The sequence below is a fragment of the Micromonospora sp. NPDC048907 genome (genome assembly GCF_055586885.1).
In genome coordinates, this window is sequence record NZ_JBVJHI010000003.1 from 356,935 (window position 1) to 376,182 (window position 19,248).

The window sequence follows — 19,248 nt, forward strand, 5'->3', positions numbered from 1 at the left end:
GTCAGGCGACCGGGCTGGCGGTGCGGACCTGCTCGGCGATGCGCTCGGCCACCGATCGGGCGGTCGACTCGGTGGCCGCCTCGACCATGACGCGGACCAGCGGCTCGGTGCCCGACGGGCGGAGCAGCACGCGGCCGGTCTCGCCCAGCTCGGCCTCGGCCCGGTCCACCTCGGCGCGGACGGCCGGCGCGGCGGCGCCGACGGTGCGGTCGCCGACCGGCACGTTGATCAGCACCTGGGGCAGCTTGGTGACCACGCCGGCCAGGTCGGCGAGGGACTTGCCGGTGGCGGCCATCCGCGACATGAGGTGCAGGCCGGTGAGCACGCCGTCGCCGGTGGTCGCGTACGCCGGCATCACGATGTGTCCACTCTGCTCGCCGCCGAGCGCCAGGCCGGACGCGCGCAGCTCCTCCAGCACGTACCGGTCGCCGACCTTGGTCTCGACCAGCCGGATGCCCTGGGCGGACATGGCCAGCCGCAGGCCGAGGTTGCTCATCACGGTGGCGACCAGGGTGTCCTGGGTCAGCTCGCCGGCCTCCCGCATGGCCAGCGCGAGGATCGCCATGACCTGGTCGCCGTCGACCTCGTCGCCGTCGGCGGTGACCGCGACGCAGCGGTCGGCGTCGCCGTCGTGGGCGATGCCGAGGTGCGCGCCGTGCTCGACCACGGCGGCACGCAGCGCCTCGATGTGGTTGGAGCCGCACTCGTCGTTGATGTTCAGGCCGTCCGGCTCGGCGTAGATGGCGATGACCTCGGCGCCGGCCTCCCGGTACGCCACGGGGGCGACGTCGGCGGCCGCGCCGTTGGCGCAGTCGACCACGACCTTGATCCCGTCCAGCCGGTGCGGCACGGTGCCGACCAGGTGCTGGACGTAGTGGTCGGCGCCGTCGAGCAGGTCGTGCACCCGGCCGACCCCGGCGCCGATCGGGCGCTCCCAGGCGGTGGTGGCGTTCGCCTCGACGGCGGCCTCGATCCGCATCTCGATCTCGTCGGGCAGCTTGTGCCCGCCGGCGGCGAAGAGCTTGATGCCGTTGTCCGGCATGGGGTTGTGCGAGGCGGAGAGCATGACGCCCAGGTCGGCCTTGGCCTCGGCGGTCAGGAACGCCACCGCGGGGGTGGGCAGCACGCCGACCCGCACCACGTTGGCGCCGGCGCTGGTCAGCCCGGCGACCACGGCGGCCTCCAGCATCTCGCCGCTGGCCCGGGTGTCCCGGCCCACCACGGCGAGCGGCGGATGGCTCTTGTCGGTCTCGGCCAGCGTGTGGGCGGCGGCTACCGCCACCGCGAGCGCCAATTCCGGGGTGAGATCCGCGTTCGCCCGCCCGCGTACGCCGTCCGTGCCGAACAACCGGCCCATACCCGCCAACCTCCGATGGAACTGCCGATGAGAGGAGAAAGCGGAACGGCCGGGCCACCTCCCGGAGTGGGAGGCGGACCCGGCCGTCCGTCAGAAGTACAAGGCGCTGTTGGTGATCAGCGCTTCGAGTACTGGGGAGCCTTACGGGCCTTCTTGAGGCCGTACTTCTTGCTCTCCTTGACCCGGGCGTCACGGGTCAGGAAGCCGGCCTTCTTGAGGGCCGGGCGGTCGTCGGGCTCGCTGACGATCAGCGCCCGGGCGATGGCGAGCCGCAGCGCGCCGGCCTGGCCGGTGGTGCCGCCGCCCCGCAGGTTGGCGATCACGTCGAACGCCTCGGGCTTCTCGGCGGTGACCAGCGGGTCCTTGATGAGCTGCTGGTGCACCTTGCTCGGGAAGTAGGCCTCGAGGTCGCGGCCGTTGCAGGTGATCTTGCCGCTGCCCGGAACGATGCGGACCCGGACGATGGCTTCCTTGCGCCGACCCACGGTCTGGATCGGGCGGTCGCCACGAGGCGCGCGCGCGACGGGCGCCGGCGCCTCGGTGGCCTCGGGGGCGACCTCGGTGGCGGTGATGTCGGTCATGCTGCTTCCTTCGCCCGCGCTCACTGCGCGATCTGCTTGATCTCGAACGGCATCGGCTGCTGCGCGCCGTGCGGGTGCTCGGCACCGGCGTAGACCTTCAGCTTCTTGAGAATCTGGCGGCCCAGCTTGTTGTGCGGAAGCATGCCCTTGACGGCCAGCTCGATGGCCCGCTCGGGCCGCTTGGTCAGCAGCTCGTCGTAGCCGACCCGCTTCAGACCACCCGGGTAGCCGGAGTGGCGGTAAGCGATCTTGGTCTGCCGCTTGTTGCCGGTCAGCGCGACCTTGCCCGCGTTCACGATGACGACGAAGTCGCCCGTGTCGACGTGCGGCGCGAAAGTCGGCTTGTGCTTGCCACGCAGCAGCGTGGCGGCGTGGGTCGCGAGGCGGCCCAGCACGACATCAGAGGCGTCGATGACGTGCCACTGACGCTCGATCTCACCCGGCTTCGGGCTGTACGTACGCACAGGTCTACCTTGTCTCGTCGTCGGTCTGGGGTCGCGCGCCGAGGTGACCAGGGCTTCCCGGCCGGACCAGCGCGCACGAACGACCAAGCGTACCTGATGCGGCACGCCTAAGAATGTCGTACAACAGCAGGCAACGATACCCGGCCGTGCGGCGGCAGGTCAAAACGGGGTGTCGCCCCGCGTGGCCTGCGCCTTTCCCCATGGCGGAGGTCACACGCCGGACAGTTTACGCGGCCCCGGCCGCAGGTACACCGCCCAGGTCACCAGGAAGCACAGCGCGTACCAGCCGAGGAAGGCCAGGTAGGCGGCGTCGGCGGTGCCGGAGGTCAGAAACGACTGCCGGAACGCCACGTTCACCAGCACCCCGCCCGAGGCGCCGACCGCCCCGGCGATGCCGATCAGCGCCCCGGAGAGCCGCCGGGCCCGCCGCTCGGCCGCCTCCCGGTCCCCGGTCAGCTCCGCCTCGGCGGCGGCCCGGGCCCGGAAGATCGCCGGGATCATCTTGTACGTCGACCCGTTGCCGATGCCGGAGAAGACGAAGAGCGCCAGGAACCCGGCCAGGTAGAGCGGGAAGGACCGGTCCCGGGCGGCGTACAGCACCAGGCCGGCGCCGGCGGCCATGGCCACGAAGTTGCCGAAGGTGACGCGGGCCCCGCCGAGCCGGTCGGCGAGCTGGCCGCCGAACGGCCGGACCAGCGAGCCGATCAGCGGCCCGAGGAAGGTCAGCCACGCGGCGTCGACCGGGGTCGGGAACCGGTCGTGGAACTGGAGCTGGAGCACCTGGCCGAAGGCGAAGCCGAAGCCGATGAACGAGCCGAAGGTGCCGATGTAGAGCAGGGACATCACCCAGGTGTGCGGGTCCCGGGCCGCCGCGCGCAGCGCGCCGGGCTCGTTGCGCGCCCCGGGGAGGTTGTCCAGCCGGCGTGCCGCGAGCAGCGCCGCGACCACGATCAGCGGCAGGTAGACCGCCGGCACCAGCCGGGGGTACGCGGCGCCGGCGGTGGCCAGCACCGCCAGGCCGACGAGCTGCACGGCCGGCACGCCCAGGTTCCCGCCACCGGCGTTGAGCCCGAGCGCCCGGCCCTTGAGCCGCTCCGGGAAGAACAGGTTGATGTTCGCCATGGAGGAGGCGAAGTTGCCGCCGCCGACGCCGGTCAGGCAGGCCAGCACCATGAGGGTGGCGTACGACACGCCGGGTTCGATCAGCACCGCCATGGGCACCGCCGGCACCAGCAGCAGCAGCGCGCTCACGACGGTCCAGTTCCGGCCGCCGAACCGGGCCACCGCCAGGGTGTACGGCAGTCGCAGCACCGCCCCCAGCGCGGCCGGCACGGCGGTGAGCAGGAACTTCCCGGCCGGGTCGATGCCGTACTCGGGGCCCAGGAAGAGCACCATCACCGACCAGAGGCTCCACACCGAGAAGCCGACGTGCTCGGCGAAGATCGAGACGTACAGGTTGCGGCGGGCGACCGGCGCGCCGGTCGTGGCCCAGAACCGCGGATCCTCCGGGCGCCATTCGGTGATCGGTCCCGGGCGGCCGGTGGCGGCCGGGGCCAGGGTGGTGGGGGAAGCGAGCGTGCTCACGGCGACTCCTCCTCGTCGGTGACGAGGGGGACGCTAGGAACGTGCGGTTTCCCGGCCGTGCCCGTCGCGGGTCGGTCCGGAAACGGAGATCGCACGTCGGCCGGAGGGCGGCGGTGAAGCGGCTCAGATCTCCTGGAGGATGCGCAGCGCGCGGCCGACCCGCTGCATGGTCTCGGTGTCGGCCACGTCCACGCACTCGGTGAACCACTTCTTCATGGGCGAGGAGAGCCGGTCGGGCATCACCACGTAGCCACCCATCCGCACCGCCAGGGGCGAGTCGCGCAGCAGCGACTCGTCGACCACCTCGACCACGATCACGATCGGCACGGCTGTGGAGTTGTAGACGTCCGAGCTGATGACCAGGCCGAGCCGTTCCCGGGCGCCGGAGATGCGCCAGATCTCCCCCCTACGCAACACGCGGGCGCCCGCCCCCGAACAGCGCGTCGTCGACCAGCGCGACCTCCTGGGCGTCGGCCAGGGCGGCGGACTCCAGGTCGAGGCCGGCACGGGCGACCGCCTCGGCGTGCGCGGTGAAGACCTCGCGCAGCGCCTTCTCCCGGGCGGCCTGGTCCATCCAGGCGGAGAGGGAGAGCCCCTCCCGCTTGGCGAACCGGCGCGCCTCCTCGATCGTCTCGTCGGAGAAGGACAGTGTCACCTTGGCGGTCATGCCGGACAGATTACCCACCGGTATGACCGCCAGTCATCCCCGCTCGCGCGGGTCGCGGAACCGGACAGCCGGGCACGCTCAGGGACGCCGGCCGCCGAACACCGCGAACCGCCACTCCTTGAAGAAGCAGTCCACGTCGACCAGGCCCGCCTCGGCGAGCCAGCGGCACTGGTCGGCCACCGGCGCCGGCCGGTCGTGCCGCATCCGCTCCCGGGCCCCGGCGATCTCCGTGGCGTCCGAGCCCAACTCGGTGATCCGGGCCGTCCAGACCTCGTCGTAGCGCCGGTCGAGGGCCGGCGTGGGCCCGGCCACCTGCTCGGCGTTGACGAAGACCCCGCCCGGCGCCAGCGCACCCGCCGCCCGGCGGTAGAGGGCGCGCTTGCCGTCGTCGTCCAGGTGGTGGATGGCCAGCGCGGAGACCACCGCGTCGTAGCGGCCGGCGGGCAGCGGGTCGGCCAGGTCGGCGAGCACCGTGCGGTGCGGCACCCCGCGGGCGGCCAGGTGGCCGGTGGCCACCGCGAGCATGCCGGGCGCCGCGTCGACCAGGGTCAGCCGGACCCCCGGGACCGCCGCCGCCAGCAGCAGCGAGAGCAGGCCGGTGCCCGCGCCCAGGTCCAGCACCTCCGGGGTACGCCCCGCGGCGAGCGCCGCCCGCAGCGGCGGCGCGGCCACCTCGACCGCCGTGCCGTAGAAGGAGTCGAAGCACGGCACCAGGCGGCGCCGGGCCGCGTCGTAGCTGCCCGCCACCGCGTCGAACGCGTCCGCCACACTCATCGCGTCTCCCATTATCCGAGATATTCGTCCCACATTCTAAGCCCAGCCGGCCGGCCCGTCACTCCCGCGCCATGTGAGGTGCTCTTGACAGGACCGAAACAGAGGGGACCCGGAGCGGAAACCGCTCGCCGGCACGCTTTCCCGACATGACAGACGGTGCACGGCTGGCGACGCAACCGGGGGTACGGCCTCGGGAGGCCGCCACGCACTGCCCCTACTGCGCGCTCCAGTGCGGCATGCTGCTGCGCGAGACCGCCGGACGCGTCGAGGTCGCGCCCCGCGACTTCCCCACCAACCGCGGCGGCCTGTGCCAGAAGGGCTGGACGGCCGCCGAGCTGCTCGACCATCCGGACCGGCTGACCACCCCGCTGCTGCGCGACCGGCCCGGCGGTGAGCTGCGCCCGGCGAGCTGGGACGAGGCGCTCGACCGCGTCGCGGGTGGGCTGCGGGCGATCCAGGAGCGGCACGGGCGGGACGCCGTCGCGGTGTTCGGCGGCGGCGGGCTGACCAACGAGAAGGCGTACGCGCTCGGCAAGTTCGCCCGGGTGGCGCTGGGCACCCGGCACATCGACTACAACGGACGCTGGTGCATGTCCTCGGCCGCGGCGGCCGGGCTGCGCGCCTTCGGCGTCGACCGGGGGCTCCCCTTCCCCCTCGCCGACCTGGCCCGCGCGGACACCCTCCTGGTGGTCGGCGCCAACCCGGCCGAGACCATGCCGCCGCTCATGCGCCACCTCGCCGACCAGCGCGAGCGGGGCGGCCGGCTCATCGTCGTCGACCCCCGGCACACCGCCACCGCCCGCCAGGCCGACCTGCACCTGCAACCGCTGCCCGGCACCGATCTGGCCGTGGCCAACGCGCTGCTGCACATCGCGCTGACCGAGGGTTGGCTCGACCGGGCGTACGTGGCCGACCGGACCACCGGCTTCGACGAGGTCCGGCGGACCGTGGCGGGCTGCTGGCCGGCCGAGGCGGAGCGCCTCTCCGGGGTGCCGGTGGCCGACCTGGAGGCGACCGCCCGGGCCCTGGCCACCGTGGACCGTGCGGTCATCCTCACCGCCCGGGGCGCCGAGCAGCACGCCAAGGGCGTCGACACGGTCACCGCGTTCATCAACCTGGCACTCGCCCTGGGCCTGCCCGGCCGCCCCGGCTCCGGCTACGGCTGCCTCACCGGGCAGGGCAACGGGCAGGGCGGCCGGGAGCACGGGCAGAAGGCCGACCAGCTCCCCGGCTACCGGCGGATCGACGACCCGGCGGCCCGGGAGCACGTGGCCGGAGTGTGGGGCGTCGATTCCGCGGCGCTGCCCGGTCCGGGCGTACCGGCCTATCAGCTCCTCGACTCGCTCGGCACCGCGCACGGCCCCCGGGCGCTGCTGGTCTTCGGTTCCAACCCGGTGGTGTCGGCGCCCCGCGCGGCCCGGGTCGAGTCCCGGCTGCGCGACCTGGACCTGCTGGTGGTGGCCGACTTCCTCCGCTCGGAGACCGCCGAGCTGGCCGACGTGGTGCTGCCCGTCGCCCAGTGGGCCGAGGAGGACGGCACCATGACCAACCTGGAGGGCCGGGTGCTGCGCCGCCGCGCGCTGCGCGAGCCGCCGCCCGGCGTCCGCACCGACCTGGCCGTCCTCGCCGGGCTGGCGGGCCGCCTCGGCGCGCCCGGCGCGTTCCCCACCGACCCGGCGGCGGTCTTCGCCGAGCTGCGCCGCGCCTCGGCCGGCGGGCCGGCCGACTACGCCGGGGTCAGCTGGGACCGGATCGACGCCGACACCGGCGTCTTCTGGCCCTGCCCGGACGAGGACGGGCCGGACACCCCCCGCCTCTTCGCCGACCGGTTCCCCACCCCGGACGGGCGGGCCCGGTTCCGCGCGGTGACCCACCGGCCGGCCGCCGAGCCGGTCTGCGCCGACTACCCGCTGCACCTCACCACCGGCCGGGTGCTCGCCCACTACCAGTCCGGCGCGCAGACCCGGCGGGTCGCCGCGCTGCGCCGGGCCGCGCCCGGCGGCTTCGTGGAGCTGCACCCCGACCTGGCCGGCCGGCTCGGCGTGGCCGAGGGCGAGGAGGTCCGGGTGGTCTCCCGCCGCGGCGAGCTGCGCGCGCCGGCCCGGCTCAGCGCGGCGATCCGGCCGGACACCGTCTTCGCGCCGTTCCACTGGCCCGGCGCGGCGCGCGCCAACTCGGTCACCAACGACGCCGTCGACCCGGTCTCCGGGATGCCCGAGTTCAAGATCTGCGCCGTCCGGGTGGAGAAGGCATGACCGAACGCATCGTGATCGTGGGCTACGGCATGGCGGGCGCCCGCCTCGCCGCCGAACTGCACGCCCGGGGCGGGGACCGGAAGGTCACCGTGCTCGGGGCGGAGCCGCACCGGGCGTACAACCGGATCCTGCTCTCCACCCTGCTCGCCGGGAAGATCGACGAGCCGGACGTGGAGCTGGTCGAGGTCGCCGGGCAGGGCGCGGACGTGCGCACCGGCGCCGCGGTCACCGCCGTCGACCGGGCCGCCCGGGAGGTACGCACCGCCGACGGCGACCGGCACGGCTACGACCACCTGGTGCTCGCCACCGGCAGCCGGGCCCTCGTGCCGCCGCTGCCCGGGCTCCACCCGCTCCCGGAGCGGGTGGTCCCGTTCCGCACCCTGGACGACTGCCGGCGGATCCTCGCCGCCGCCCGGGGCGCCCGCCGCGCGCTGGTGCTCGGCGGCGGGCTGCTCGGGCTGGAGGCGGCCCGCGGGCTCGCCGCCCGGGGCCTCGACGTGACAGTGGTCCACCCGGTCGGGCACCTGATGGAACGGCAGCTCGACGAGCCGGCCGGCGCGGTCCTCGCCGGCACCCTCGCGGGGCTCGGCGTACGCACCCGGCTCGGGGTCACGGCGACCGGGGTGGCCGCCGACGCCCACGGGGTCCGCCTCGACCTCGCCGACGGCGACCCGCTCGCGGCCGACCTGCTGGTCCTGTCCTGCGGCGTACGCCCGGACACCGCACTGGCCGCCGCCGCCGGGCTGGCCGTGGACCGGGGCGTGGTGGTGGACGACCGGCTGCGCACCAGCGACCGACGGATCTCCGCCATCGGCGACTGCGCCCAGCACGACGGGACCCTGACCGGGCTGGTCGCTCCGGCCTGGGCGCAGGCCCGGGTGGTGGCCGACGTGCTGACCGGCGGCGACCCGCTGGTCCGGTACCGGCCGCGGCCGGTGGTGACCCGGCTCAAGGCGGCCGGGATCGACCTGGCCGCGATGGGCGACGCCGCCGGCGCCCCGGACGGGGACGGGCCGGTCGAGGAGCTGACCTTCGCCGACCCGGCCCGCGGCACGTACGCCCGGCTGCGGATCCGCGACGAGCGGCTGACCGGGGCGATCCTGCTCGGCGACAACCCGGCGGTCGGCACCGTGGTGCAGCTCTTCGACCGGGGCGCGCCGGTGCCGGCGGACCGGCGCTCGCTGCTGCTCGGGCGGGCGTTCGGCGCCGCCCCGGCCACCCCCGCCGCGTCCCCGGCGCTGATGCCGGACGCGGCGACGGTGTGCCAGTGCAACGACGTGAGCAAGGGCGCGCTGGTGGCGTGCTGGCGCGCCGGCGCCCGGACCATCGCGGACCTTGCCGCGGCGACGCGGGCCGCGACCGGCTGCGGCGGCTGCCGGGACGCGGTCGCCGGGATCGCCGGCTGGCTCGCCGAGGTGGATCCGGTGGCGGGACGGCAGGAACGGAGTGCGGGGATGGACCGTCTGGAGGTGGCGGGATGAGCGGCAGGCTGGTGGTCGTCGGCAACGGCATGGTCGGGCAGCGCTTCGTCGAGGCGTTGCGGGCCCGGGACCAGGAGGGACGCTGGCGGGTCACGGTGCTCGCCGAGGAGCGGCGGCCGGCGTACGACCGGGTGCGGCTCTCGGCCTTCTTCGACGGGGTGAGCGCCGGGGAGCTGAACCTGCACACCCCCGACGACGGGGTGGAGCTGCGGCTGGGCGAGCCGGCGCTGGCCGTCGACCGGGCGCGGCGGGTGGTGCGGACCGCGACCGGCGAGCACCCGTACGACGCGCTGGTGCTGGCCACCGGCTCGTCGGCGTTCGTGCCCCCGATCGGCGGCACGGACCTGCCGGGGGTCTTCGTCTACCGGACGCTGGACGACCTGGCGGCGATCCGGGCGCACGCCGAGGGCCGGCGCACCGGGGCGGTGATCGGGGGCGGGCTGCTCGGCCTGGAGGCGGCGAACGCGCTGCGCCTGCTCGGCCTGGACACCAGCGTGGTCGAGTTCGCGCCCCGGCTCATGCCGGTGCAGGTGGACGAGGCGGGCGGGGCGATGCTCCGGCGCTACGTCGAGGAACTGGGCGTCACCACGTACCTCGGGGTGGCCACCAGCGCGCTGACCCCCGGCCCGGACGGGACGGTCGGCGCGCTGGAGCTCTCCGACGGGCGCACGGTCCCGGCGGACCTGGTCGTGGTGGCCGCCGGCATCCGGCCGCGGGACGAGCTGGCCCGGGCCGCAGGGCTGCCGCTCGGGCCGCGCGGCGGGGTGCTGGTCGACGCGGGCTGCCGGACGGCGGACGAGCGGATCTGGGCGGTCGGCGAGTGCGCCGCCGTGGACGGCACCTGCCACGGGCTGGTCGCGCCCGGCTACGCGACCGCCGAGGTGGTCGCCGACCGGCTGCTCGGCGGGGCGGCCACCTTCCCCGGCGCGGACACCGCCACGAAGCTCAAGCTGCTCGGCGTGGACGTGGCCTCGTTCGGCGACGCGCACGGCGTCACCCCGGGCTGCCTCGACGTCACCTTCACCGACCCGGCCACCCGCGCGTACGCGAAGCTGGTCCTCTCCGACGACGCGCGGACGCTGCTCGGCGGCGTGCTGGTGGGCGACGCGAGCGCCTACCCGACGCTGCGGGCGAGCGTCGGCGGGCCGCTGCCCGCTCCCCCGCTGGCGCTGCTGGCGCCGGCGGGCGGTACGGGCGCCGGGGCCGGCGCGCTGCCGGCCGCCGCGCAGGTCTGCTCCTGCAACGCGGTGACCCGGGCCGACCTGGACGCGGCCATCGCCGGCGGGGCGACCGACGTGCCGGCGCTCAAGGCGTGCACCCGGGCCGGGACGAGCTGCGGCTCCTGCGTGCCGATGCTCAAGCAGCTCCTCGACGCGGCCGGGGTGCGGCAGTCCCGCGCGCTCTGCGAGCACTTCGACACCGGGCGGCAGGAGCTGTTCGACATCGTCCGGGTCCGGGGCATCCGCACCTTCTCCCAGCTCATCGCCGAGCACGGGCGCGGGCGCGGCTGCGACATCTGCAAGCCGGTGGTGGCCTCGATCCTCGCCTCGCTCGGCACCGGGCACGTGCTCGACGGCGAGCAGGCGTCCCTCCAGGACACCAACGACCACTTCCTGGCCAACCTGCAACGCGACGGCAGCTACTCGGTGGTGCCGCGGATCCCCGGTGGCGAGATCACCCCGGAGAAGCTCATCGTGATCGGCGAGGTGGCCCGGGACTTCCGGCTCTACACCAAGATCACCGGCGGGCAGCGGATCGACCTGTTCGGCGCCCGGGTCGAGCAGCTCCCGCAGATCTGGCGCCGGCTGGTGGACGCCGGCTTCGAGTCCGGCCACGCGTACGGCAAGGCGCTGCGCACGGTGAAGTCGTGCGTCGGTGAGACCTGGTGCCGGTACGGGGTGCAGGACTCGGTCGGGCTGGCCGTCGCGCTGGAACTGCGCTACCGGGGGCTGCGCGCCCCGCACAAGCTCAAGTCGGCGGTCTCCGGCTGCGCCCGGGAATGCGCCGAGGCCCGCAGCAAGGACTTCGGCGTCATCGCCACCGAGAGCGGCTGGAACCTCTACGTCGGCGGCAACGGCGGCTTCCGGCCCCGGCACGCCGACCTGTTCGCCACCGACCTGAGCACCGCCGAGCTGGTCACCCTCATCGACCGGTTCCTGATGTTCTACGTCCGCACCGCCGACCGGCTCCAGCGCACCGCCGCCTGGATCGAGGCGATGGACGGCGGGCTCGACCACCTCCGGTCGGTGCTCGTGGACGACTCCCTCGGGCTCTGCGCCGAGCTCGACGCGGCCATGGCCCGGCACGTCGCCGGATATTCCGACGAGTGGCGGGACGTGCTGGAGGACCCGGAGCGGCTGCGCCGCTTCACCTCCTTCGTCAACGCCCCCGACGTCCCCGACCCGTCGATCACCTTCGCCGTCGAGCGCGGCCAGCCGGTGCCCGCCCGCGGCGCGCCGCCGGGCGCCGACGATCGCCGCCAGCCGGTCGCCCTGGGCCTTCCGGAGGTACGGCGATGAGGACCCTGGACTGGACGGCCGTCTGCCCGCTGGACCGGCTGGACCCGGACCGGGGCGTGGCCGCCCTGGTCGACGGGGTGCAGGTGGCGCTCTTCCGCACCGGCGGCGAGCTGTACGCGGTCGACAACCTCGACCCGGTCGGCGGCGCGCAGGTGATGTCCCGGGGGATCGTGGGCAGCCGGGGCGGCCTGCCGACGCTCGCGTCCCCGCTGCACAAGCAGGTCTACGACCTGACCACCGGGCGGTGCCTGGACCTGCCCGGCGTGGCACTGCGGCGGCACGAGGTGCGCTGCCGGGACGGCCTGGTCGAGGTGCGGCTGCGGCAGGAGGAGTGATGCGGGAGGAACTGGCCGGCTTCACCATCGGGGTCACCGCGGACCGGCGGCGCGACGAGCTGGCCGCGCTGCTCCAGCGGCGCGGCGCGCGCGTGGTGCTCGCCCCGGCACTGCGGATCGTGCCGCTGGCCGACGACACCGACCTGCGCGAGGCCACCCGGACCTGCCTGGAGCGCCCTCCGGACGTGCTCATGGCGAACACCGGGATCGGGATGCGCGGCTGGCTGGAGGCAGCCGAGGGCTGGGGGCTGGCCGAGCCGCTGCGCGGCGTGCTGTCCCGCTCGTACGTGGTGGCCCGCGGCCCGAAGGCGACCGGGGCGATCCGGGCGGCCGGGCTGCGCGAGCACTGGTCCCCCGCCTCGGAGAGCTGCGACGAGGTGGTCGAGCACCTGGTCCGGCGCGGGGTGGCCGGCCAGGTCGTCGCGCTGCAACTGCACGGCGAGCGGCAGCCGGAATGTACCGAGGCGCTGGAGTCGGCCGGGGCCACGGTGATCGAGGTGCCGGTCTACCGCTGGGCGCCGCCGACCGACCCGGCACCGCTGCACCGGCTGATCGACCTGGTCGCCGGGCGGATGGTCGACGCGGTGACGTTCACCTCCGCCCCGGCGGCCGAGGCGCTGCTGCGGGCGGCCGGGGACCGGACCGAGACGGTGCTGGCGGCGCTGCGCGGCGACGTGCTGGCCGGTTGCGTCGGCGCGGTCACGGCCGAGCCCCTGGTGCGGCGGGGCGTGCCGGTCAGCGCGCCGACCCGGGCCCGGCTCGGCGCCCTGGTGCGGACGATCGTCGACGAGCTGCCCCGCCGGACGGTGACCGTGAAGGCCGGCGGGCACCTGCTGACCCTGCGCGGGCACGCCGCGGTCGTGGACGGCGAGCTGCGCCCGCTCGCGCCGGCCCCGATGGCGGTGCTGCGGGCGCTCGCGGCCGCGCCCGGGAAGGTGCTGTCCCGCACCGCCCTGCTGCGTACCCTGCCCCGGGGCGCGGACGAGCACGCGGTGGAGATGGCGGTCGCCCGCCTGCGGGTCGGGCTCGACGCCCCCCGCGTGGTGCAGACCGTGGTCAAGCGCGGCTACCGGCTGCGGGTCGACTGACCCGCGACCGGCGCCCCGTCAGCCGACCGGCGTCGCGAAGCCGTGCTCGGCCTGGAGCCGGAGCATGGCGTGCTCGACCACCGTCACCAGCACCTGCTTGACCGACTCGCGCCGCCGCGCGTCACACATCACCAGCGGCACGTCCGGCGAGATGGCCAGCGCCTCGCGGACCTCCTCCAGCTCGTACTGCGGCGCGTCGTCGAACCGGTTTAGCGCCACCACGTACGGCAGGTTCCGGTTCTCGAAGTAGTCCAGCGGCGCGAAGGCGTCGGTGATCCGGCGGGTGTCCACCAGCACGGCGGCGCCCACCGCACCCCGGATGATCTCGTCCCACATGAACCAGAAGCGGGTCTGGCCCGGCGTGCCGAAGAGATAGAGGATCAGGTCCTCGGCCATGGTGATCCGGCCGAAGTCCATGGCGACCGTGGTGGTCTCCTTGCCGGGCACCTTCGACGGGTCGTCGATGCCGACGCCCGCCGCGGTCATCAGCGCCTCGGTGGTCAGCGGCTGGATCTCGGAGATCGCGCCGACCAGGGTGGTCTTGCCCACCCCGAAGCCGCCCGCGATGACGATCTTCGCGGAGATGATCTCCCGGCTGCGGTTCGCCCCGGCGGGGTCATAGTTCGCGAAGTCCACTTAGCACCCTTCCAAGCAGGTTCATGCGCGCCGCGAACCCCGTCGCGGGAGCGGCAGTGTGTAGCGTCAGCAGGCCCTCGGCCACCATGTCGGCGACCAGCACCCGGGTGACGCCCAGCGGCATCCGGGTGTAAGCGGCGATTTCCGCCAGCGACTGTGCCCGGCCCTCACAGACCGAGGCGATGCGGTACTTGTCGTGCCCGGCGAACCGCGCCTCGGCCGACTGGGTGGGCGTGCACGACAGCACCGCCTCGAGCGCGATGTTCTGCAACGGCTCGGTGCGGCCACGGGTGACCGCGTACGGCCGCACCAGCGCGCCACGCGGGTCTCGTCGTGGTTCCATCTCGCGATCACCTCCCCTCGTACGGAGCCGGACGGGCTCCGGATCACCAGGTCACCGGACGGCCGGTCAGGGCCGGACGGCGTCCCTCGGAAGCGGGACCAGCGCCTGGCCGACCCGTTCCACCAGCAGCGCCATCTCGTAGCCCACCTGTCCGACGTCGCAGCTCCGCGCGGCCAGCACGGCCATCGACGAGCCGTCGCTGATCGACATGAGGAAGAGGTATCCGCTGTCCATCTCGATGACGGTCTGGAGCACCCCGCCGGCGCTGAACATCCGGGCGGCGCCCTCGGTCAGGCTCACCACGCCGGACGTGATCGCGGCGAGCTGGTCGGCCCGATCCGTCGGCAGGTCGCGGGAGGAGGCGAGCAGCAGCCCGTCCGCGGACACCGCCACCACGTGGGCGATGCCCGCCACGCTGTCGGCGAAGTTGGTGAGCAGCCAACCCATGTCCTGCATGGCCGCTGGCCTGTTCATCGGTTCGTCTCCTTGGTCGAGGTGCTGTTCAGGTCCGCGCCGGCCGTCCGACCCCGCTGCACACCGCGGTGGTAGGCCGACAGCAGGCCGCGTACTTCGTCCGGGGTGCGCCGGGCGGAGGCCCGGCTGCCCTTCGGCTCGATGCCGCCGGGCACGAGCTGCGCCTGCGGCACCCGCTTGGGCAGGCCGGAACGGGTGGTGCCGGCGTTGCTGGGCTCCGCGGCCTTGCTGGCCCGCGACCACCCCTCGTCGGCCGCCGTGCGCCACGCCTCCGGGTCGATCGGCGGCGGTGCCGGTGCCGGCGGGGGTACGGCCGCGGCGGGCGCCGGGGACGGCACCGCCGGCGGGGTGTACGGCGGTGGGGTGGTGACCCCGCCCGCCTGGGCGCCCGGGGTGCGGGTCGGCAGCGGCGGCAGCGGCGGCGGGCCGGCGGGCTGCGCGACCGCGGTGGGCTGCGCGGCGGCGGGCTGCGCCGGCGCCGGCGGCTCCTCGTCGAACCGGGGGCGGGTGAAGATGGTGGTCTCGTCCTCGCCGTGCGAGCGGAACCACACCGCCTCCATCTCCCGGAAGATCGGCGCCTCGGCCGGGCGGGCCGAGCGGGCCACCACCGGGGCCGCCGGGGTCGGCTCGACCGCCGGTGCCGGTGCGGCCGGCTGGTAGGCCGGCGGTGCCGCCGGGGCACCCGTCGCCGCCTCGCCGCCGGGCGTCCGGTGGGGCAGTGGGTCGAGCGCCGGGTGCGCGACCGTCGGCCCACCCGCCGACCAGCCGGCGCCGGAGATCGGAGCCGGGGCGACGGGGGCGGGCGGCGCGGAGGCGACCGGCGCGGGCGCCGGCACGGTGGGCAGCGCGCCGGTCGCGCCGAACTGCACGGCCGGGGCGGTGTCCCGGGCCTCGGCGGGCGCCTGCCAGCGGGCGGGCGGGGGCGTGGCGGTGCTGCGCCACTGATCGGCAAGGGTGGCCGTGCCGGCCCGGCCCGCGCCGGCAAGCGCCTCGGGGGCGCCCATCTGGCTGAGCGGGGACTGCTCGACGGCGAGCGGCTGGCGCGGGCGGGTCAGCGGGGCCTGGCCCCGGTTCGCCGGCAGCACCACTGTGGCGTTCGGCAGGGTGACCTGGGCGACGGTGCCGCCCTCGACGTTGCGGCGCAGCTCGACCCGGATCCCGTAGCGGGAGGCGAGCCGGCTGACCACGGCCAGGCCCATCAGCCGGAACGCGGCCACGTCGACCGTGGGCGGGGCGGCCAGCCGGCGGTTGAGCGAGTCGAGCTGCTCGTCGCTGAGCCCGAGGCCGCGGTCCTCGACCTGGATGAGCACGTAGTCGCGGATCCGGCGGCCGTCGGCCACCACGATCGTGTTCGGCGGCGAGAACCGGGTGGCGTTGTCCAGCAGCTCGGCGACCAGGCGGACCACGTCGTTGACCGCGTGGGCGGCGACCGAGATGTCGGTGTCGACCGTGCCGAACTCGATCCGGTTGTAGAGCTCCACCTCGGACTGGGCGGCGCGCAGCACGTCCACCAGGAGCGCGTCGTCGCGGCGTGGCACCGCCGAGTCGGCCCCGGCCAGCACCAGCAGGTTCTCGTCGTTGCGGCGCATCCGGGTGGCCAGGTGGTCCAGCTCGAAGAGCTGGGCCAGCCGCTTCGGGTCCTCCTCGCTGCGCTCGATCGCGTCCAGCTCGCCGATCATCCGGTCGACCAGGCTCTGCGAGCGGCGGGCCAGGTTGAGGAACATCGCCGAGACGCTGGTCCGCAGCGCGGCCTGCTCGGCGGCCACCCGGACCGCCTCCCGGTGGACCACGTTGAACGCCGACGCCACCTGGCCGACCTCGTCGCGGTTGGTCAGCTTGATCGGGTCCCGGACCTGCTGGACGATCTCGTCCACGCCGCCGTCGCCGATGGCGTTGACGTTCTGCAGCCGGCTCACCGCGTCGGGCAGGTCGTGGTTCGCCACCGCCAGCGCGCCCTCGCGCAGCCGGCGCAGCGAGTCGTTGAGCGAGCGGGCCAGCACCACGGCCAGCGTCACGGCGATGGCCAGGGTGAGCAGCACCAGCAGGCTCTCCACGACGGCCTGCCGGATGACGTCGGAACGCACCGCGTCGGCGTCGGCGAGCAGCTCGTCCTGGAGCTGGATCTCGGCCCACCGCATCAGGTCGCCGACCGCGCCGACCGCCGCGGCGGCCTCGTCCCGGGTGACCAGCGGGACCTGCCCGACCGAACGGGAGATGTCGTTGGCGACCCGGTCGGAGAGCTGCACGGCGTCACCGGAGACCGTGCGGTCGACCAGGGACCGTTGGGCCGGCTCGGCGGCCCGGGAGAAGGACAGCAGGGCCTCCTGCTGACCGGTCAGGGTGGCCACGAAGGAGGAGAACTGCTCCTCGTCGATCCGGCCGGTGGAGAGGGCCGTGAAGGCGACCGCCTCCTCATCGGCGACCTCCGCCTTGGCGTGGGCGAAGGCGGCCACCGCGCGGCGGGCGTCCGCCAGTCCCTCCGCGCCGGGCTGCTGGGCCAGCGTGTCGCCGTACGCGACGAGGTCGTCCAGGATGATGCCGTAGCGCAGGCTCGCCTCGGAGACCGGCATCTGCTGCCGGTCCAGTACCTCCTGGCGGGTGCCGTTCAGCGTCGCCAGGTGGTCGTCGATCACCTTGAGCCGGTCGCGCACCGAGGCCGGCACGTCGCCGAGCTTGCCCCGCTCGTCCCGGTAGGCCGCGATCCGCTCGTCCGTGCTGCGGACCCGCAGGTTGTAGGCGTCCGGCTTCTGGTTGGGCGCGACCAGGAAGGACGCCGCCGCCATCCGCTCCTTGTGCAGGTCCTGGGTGAGCGCCGAGACGTCGATCGACAGCGCGGTCAGCGACCGGATCCGGTTGGCCTCGTACGCGCCCTCGCCGACCGAGACGAGTCGGATAGTTGCCAGTGCGATGACAGCCGCCACCGGAACCACGAGGATGAGGGCGAGCTTGGAGCGGATCCGCGCGTCACGCAGCCGAGGCAGTCGCCGGCGCCGGTTCCGCTCATCGGCGTCGGGGCTCTCGGGCAGGGTCGTAGGTCCGGTGCTCACGACATCGCCTCCGTCGTTTCTTCCACGCCTGACCCGCCGACCCGTGCCTGGTGCAGCGGCCAGCGCCACGCGCGGCACGGCCGCGATTTCATCAGACGAGATCCTGTTTGGGAAGCGGCAGTGAGGCAGGAAACGGTCGGGGCCGACGCAACCCGTGATCCGATCACCTAATACCTTCTTTTCTCCAGCCCCCTGAACAGGGCATGTCACTCCAGAGTGGTCGGATGCATCTGCGCAGTAATTGTCGGTTAACGTTCCGTGTCCCCAGCATGTGGGACGGCTGTCCCGAAACGACTCCCGGCATCCGCGCTTGACCACAGGGCCCGGCATTGGCAAGGTTTTGCAGGCTTCGCGCACACCGTACGGCACACCAATCCCGATCCTCCACTGAGGACGGACGAGCGGCGGTGGTCGGGCGCTGGCCCGCGCCGCACCTGGAGGACTGAGTTGAGCCCCATCCGCTCCGCGAGCATCGCGGTGCTCGCATCGGCCGTGCTGGCCACCACGCTCACCGGCTGCGGGATCGGCGAGGAACCGCAGGACACCAGTCCGATCGTGATCGCCGCGGACCTCGAACTGTCCGGCGCCTCCGCGTCGATCGGCAAGGTCTACCAGCGGGCCCTGGAACTGAAGGTCCAGCAGTTGAACTCCTCCGGCGCGCTGGGTGGCCGGAAGATCGAACTGAAGGTGAAGGACAACCGCTCCGACGCCGCGGAATCGTTGCGCAACATCAACGATTTCAGCGCTGACTCGCGGGTCAGCGCCATCATCATGGGCGGCTGCAACGAATGCGCGATCGGTGCCGTCCGCACGATCGGCGAGAAGCGCATTCCCACCATCGCGCTCGCCTCCTCCGGGGAGGTCACGGAACCCGTCGCCGAACGCCGCTATGTCTTCAAGCTGGCGCCGAATGCGGCCGACAGCGCCGCCGCCCTCACCACCGAGCTGATCCGCCGCGACATCCGCAAGGTGGCCGTGCTGCACAGCGCCGACAAGTACGGCGAGGAGGGGCTGGCCGCGTTGAACGGCGAGTTCGACAAGGCCGGCATCAAGCTGACCCGCGCCGAGTCGGTGCGGACCACCGACACGGAGGTCAGCACCCAGATCGGCAACCTGACCGCCAAGAAGCCCGAGGCCATGGTCGTCTGGACCCCGCCGGAGCAGGCGTCCCTGGCGGCCGCCACCGCCCGGCAGAACCGCTACACGGGTGCCCTCTTCTTCGACGCCTCGGCGGCCGGTGACCTCTTCCTGGGCGCCTCCGCCCGGTCCACCGAGCGGACCACGCTGATCTTCACGCAGACGATGGTGATCGACGACGTCATCGCCACCACCCCGGCCAAGGCCGCCCGGCGGCAGTGGTTCCAGGAGTACACCGCACGGTTCGGCGGCTACAACGGCTTCTCCTCGTTCGCCGCCGACGCCGTCCAGCTCATCGCCGACGCCGAACTGCGGGCCGGCGGCGAGCCCGGCCAGGTGGACCGGGGCGCCCTGCGCGAGGTCCTGGAGACCGCGCAGCTCGACGGCCTCTCCGGACCGATCCGGATGACCCCGGACAACCACTCCGGCCTCATGCCCCAGGCGCTCACCACGCTCGTCGCCCGCGGCGGCCGCTGGCGACTGGCCGGCTAGTCGCGACGGCTTCC

17 protein-coding genes are annotated in these 19,248 nt (G+C 74.3%); 6 read left to right on the forward strand and 11 right to left on the reverse strand.

The features are described 5' to 3' along the window. Position 1: 1 nt before the first annotated feature. The 7 genes from glmM to ACZ6PY_RS11155 form a co-directional block, all read right to left on the reverse strand. A complete protein-coding gene (gene glmM, locus ACZ6PY_RS11125) occupies positions 2–1,357 on the reverse strand; it encodes a phosphoglucosamine mutase (RefSeq protein WP_313724450.1) in 1,356 nt (451 codons plus the stop codon). A 116-nt stretch (positions 1,358–1,473) separates the two neighbouring features. Next, positions 1,474–1,938 carry a 30S ribosomal protein S9 gene (gene rpsI / locus ACZ6PY_RS11130; RefSeq protein WP_088991922.1) on the reverse strand — a complete coding sequence of 155 codons (465 nt, stop codon included), beginning with the start codon at positions 1,936–1,938 and terminating at the stop codon, positions 1,474–1,476. A 20-nt stretch (positions 1,939–1,958) separates the two neighbouring features. Continuing rightward, complete coding sequence (gene rplM / locus ACZ6PY_RS11135) at positions 1,959–2,402, reverse strand: 50S ribosomal protein L13 (RefSeq protein WP_313724449.1); 444 nt, start codon at positions 2,400–2,402, stop codon at positions 1,959–1,961. Positions 2,403–2,612: 210 nt separating this feature from the next. After that, positions 2,613–3,986, reverse strand: a complete 1,374-nt coding sequence (locus ACZ6PY_RS11140) for a nitrate/nitrite transporter (protein ID WP_466071262.1) — start codon at positions 3,984–3,986, stop codon at positions 2,613–2,615. Positions 3,987–4,109: 123 nt separating this feature from the next. Beyond that, positions 4,110–4,403, reverse strand: a complete 294-nt coding sequence (locus ACZ6PY_RS11145) for a type II toxin-antitoxin system PemK/MazF family toxin (protein ID WP_262283074.1) — start codon at positions 4,401–4,403, stop codon at positions 4,110–4,112. Then, a complete protein-coding gene (locus ACZ6PY_RS11150; protein ID WP_313724447.1) occupies positions 4,393–4,653 on the reverse strand; it encodes a DUF6364 family protein in 261 nt (86 codons plus the stop codon). Before ACZ6PY_RS11150 ends, ACZ6PY_RS11145 begins: the two co-directional genes overlap by 11 nt. A gap of 78 nt (positions 4,654–4,731) precedes the next feature. Then, on the reverse strand, positions 4,732–5,427 hold the full coding sequence (locus ACZ6PY_RS11155; RefSeq protein ID WP_466071264.1) for a class I SAM-dependent methyltransferase: 696 nt from the start codon (positions 5,425–5,427) through the stop codon (positions 4,732–4,734). A 146-nt stretch (positions 5,428–5,573) separates the two neighbouring features. On the opposite strand from ACZ6PY_RS11155, the gene ACZ6PY_RS11160 reads away from it, so the two are divergent. Genes ACZ6PY_RS11160 through ACZ6PY_RS11180 form a run of 5 tightly spaced genes read left to right on the forward strand, consistent with a single transcriptional unit; the run spans position 5,574 to position 13,105 of the window. Next, a complete protein-coding gene (locus ACZ6PY_RS11160; protein WP_466071265.1) occupies positions 5,574–7,682 on the forward strand; it encodes a molybdopterin oxidoreductase family protein in 2,109 nt (702 codons plus the stop codon). Continuing rightward, entirely contained in the window at positions 7,679–9,163 is a 1,485-nt protein-coding gene (locus ACZ6PY_RS11165) for an FAD-dependent oxidoreductase (protein ID WP_466071267.1), read from the forward strand. Before ACZ6PY_RS11160 ends, ACZ6PY_RS11165 begins: the two co-directional genes overlap by 4 nt. Further along, entirely contained in the window at positions 9,160–11,682 is a 2,523-nt protein-coding gene (gene nirB / locus ACZ6PY_RS11170) for a nitrite reductase large subunit NirB (protein ID WP_466071268.1), read from the forward strand. The genes ACZ6PY_RS11165 and nirB overlap by 4 nt, the downstream gene beginning before the upstream one ends. After that, entirely contained in the window at positions 11,679–12,017 is a 339-nt protein-coding gene (gene nirD / locus ACZ6PY_RS11175) for a nitrite reductase small subunit NirD (protein WP_262283068.1), read from the forward strand. The genes nirB and nirD overlap by 4 nt, the downstream gene beginning before the upstream one ends. Continuing rightward, a complete protein-coding gene (locus ACZ6PY_RS11180) occupies positions 12,017–13,105 on the forward strand; it encodes a uroporphyrinogen-III synthase (protein ID WP_466071270.1) in 1,089 nt (362 codons plus the stop codon). Before nirD ends, ACZ6PY_RS11180 begins: the two co-directional genes overlap by 1 nt. A gap of 18 nt (positions 13,106–13,123) precedes the next feature. Here the strand turns inward: ACZ6PY_RS11180 and ACZ6PY_RS11185 are convergent, their stop codons facing one another. The 4 genes from ACZ6PY_RS11185 to ACZ6PY_RS11200 form a co-directional block, all read right to left on the reverse strand. After that, positions 13,124–13,741, reverse strand: coding sequence for a GTP-binding protein (locus ACZ6PY_RS11185; RefSeq protein WP_466071271.1), 618 nt, complete (start codon positions 13,739–13,741; stop codon positions 13,124–13,126). After that, the gene (locus ACZ6PY_RS11190; protein WP_091262733.1) at positions 13,722–14,084 is read right to left on the reverse strand and encodes a DUF742 domain-containing protein; all 363 of its coding nucleotides are present in this window, start codon (positions 14,082–14,084) and stop codon (positions 13,722–13,724) included. The genes ACZ6PY_RS11185 and ACZ6PY_RS11190 overlap by 20 nt, the downstream gene beginning before the upstream one ends. Positions 14,085–14,150: 66 nt before the next feature. Next, entirely contained in the window at positions 14,151–14,558 is a 408-nt protein-coding gene (locus ACZ6PY_RS11195) for a roadblock/LC7 domain-containing protein (RefSeq protein ID WP_151463699.1), read from the reverse strand. Next, positions 14,555–17,605: a sensor histidine kinase gene (locus ACZ6PY_RS11200; protein WP_466071273.1), complete on the reverse strand. Its 3,051-nt coding sequence runs from the start codon at positions 17,603–17,605 to the stop codon at positions 14,555–14,557. The genes ACZ6PY_RS11195 and ACZ6PY_RS11200 overlap by 4 nt, the downstream gene beginning before the upstream one ends. A 447-nt stretch (positions 17,606–18,052) precedes the next feature. Between ACZ6PY_RS11200 and ACZ6PY_RS11205 the strand changes: the two genes are divergently transcribed. Then, complete coding sequence (locus ACZ6PY_RS11205; RefSeq protein WP_466071274.1) at positions 18,053–19,234, forward strand: ABC transporter substrate-binding protein; 1,182 nt, start codon at positions 18,053–18,055, stop codon at positions 19,232–19,234. Positions 19,235–19,248 lie beyond the last annotated feature (14 nt).